Consider the following 1,770-nt stretch of genomic DNA (forward strand, 5'->3'; position numbering starts at 1 on the left):
CACAACCAGCACCGCTTCAGTGCGATTCTGCGTCTGCTCGCGGGGAACCCGGGCGCTACAGCTGGAACGCGCTGATCGGCGCCTCTGCGGGGTACACCGACGGCCCGCCGAGGTCGAACGCCGCGTTGAGCGCATTGATGAACGCCGCGTCATGCAGGGGCTCGCTGGGTATGTCCAGTTTGATGCCCCTGGCGCCGGCGTCGTCCACCATGATGTCGATGGCCTTCTCGATCGTCAGGTCGTCGGAGCCTTCCATGTTCTTCTTCAGTTCGTCGAAGTCGGAGAACACCTCGGCCGACCAGTGCACCAGGAACCGGAGTTCCTCGGTGTGGTGGCGAGCGATCACGTCCTCGCCGTTCTTCAACAGCCAGCGGTCGCGGTCGCCCGGGTCGCCGGTGAACACGGTGTCGAATGCCAGTCCGGCCGGAATCTGTTGCTCCAGAGGGCCATTCGCCTCGCCGCGGTGCACCATCATCTCGTTCTGCACCACCACGCCGCGGTTGTAGATCGGCGGTAGCACCCGCTTGGGGGCCTTCAGCGGACCGTCCGGCCAGTAGGTGAAACCGCTACTGCCGTCCAGCGAGAACCAGGTGATGACCTGCGCCATCTTGATCAGGTAGTCGGTGAATAACCCGGACTTGCCCATCACGCTGGTGAGCCACGTCGGAGCGTTCTCGTGCCGCACACCGCGGAAACTGGGTGAATCCAGGTGTCCCGGATCGCGATTCGCGCACGGGCCGTTGATGTTGAAAAGCATCAGTTGGGGCTTGGCATATTCGGCGTTCCAATAGCTCTTGGCAAGCTCCAAAAACGTGCGTTGTAAAAGCAGTCGTGCAGTTGCGGGTAGAGCACGGCGCCGTAATTGGCCAGATAACCCCGGAAAGTCGGCGTGAGGAACAAGTCCAGCGACGGGGTGTATCCCTCCGGGAACAACCCGCTCATCGTCGCGATCAGCTCGTCGGCCGATGCGAAGTGCTGCGAGATGATCAGCCGCCACGGCCCCTCGGTGCGCACCACATCGAGCAACCGCTCACGCTGGTCGTCGGTGTAGACGTTGTCGACCTCGCGGGGCGGTGCTGCGGGCCGCAAAACATCCGACAGCTCCATCCGCCGCTCCTGGGTGAGCATCGATCGTCTCCTTCTGCTGGTGCGATTCCCCTGTGATTCTGCGCAGCGCCGGCGCACCGCGGAGTCCGGTTGTCCGGTGACCGGGACGCTAAAAGCGAAGGGGATTGTCGAACTTTGCCCGCAGCAGCCCTCCGACCTCGGCGATGGCCACCCGGGCGCGGGCCGTCGCCTCCGATCGCATCAGGAACCCGTGGTACATCCCGGGATAGCGCGTGCATGTGGTCTGCACCCCGGTATCGCGAAGCCGCTCGGCATACCGCTCACCCCAGTCCCGGATCGGGTCGCAGCCCGCCGTCACCACAATCGTCGGCGGCAGCCCGCTCAGGTCGGTCGCGTACGCCGGAACGAGATAGGGGTCGGTACCCGTGTCGGCCAGGGAGTGCAGGTACTCGATGTCATCGCGACTGAGCATCGGCGCGTCGGCGAGCAAAGTGATCGACGGCGCACTCATGTCGCGATCCAGGCCGGGATACAGCAGGACCTGCGCGCAGATCGCCGGCCCGCCCCGGTCGCGGGCGGCCAGCGCCACCCCGGCCGCCAGCGACCCGCCCGCGCTGTCGCCCACCACAGCGAGCCGTCCGGCATCGACACCGAGTTCTTCGGCGTGCGAGGAAGCCCCAAGTCGTGGGAGGCAAGGCACAC

At 65.5% G+C, this 1,770-nt stretch carries 1 protein-coding gene and 1 pseudogene; both read right to left on the reverse strand.

Annotated elements, in window-relative coordinates; all coding sequences use genetic code 11:
• Positions 1-55 precede the first annotated feature (55 nt).
• Positions 56-1,128, reverse strand: a pseudogene (locus BN972_RS14490) (hypothetical protein).
• An 88-nt stretch (positions 1,129-1,216) separates the two neighbouring features.
• Positions 1,217-1,770 (reverse strand): alpha/beta hydrolase (locus BN972_RS14495; RefSeq protein ID WP_148305397.1); only part of this gene is annotated, 554 nt, incomplete at its 5' end.

Source organism: Mycobacterium asiaticum DSM 44297, from assembly GCF_000613245.1.
Taxonomy (GTDB): Bacteria; Actinomycetota; Actinomycetes; order Mycobacteriales; family Mycobacteriaceae; genus Mycobacterium; species Mycobacterium asiaticum.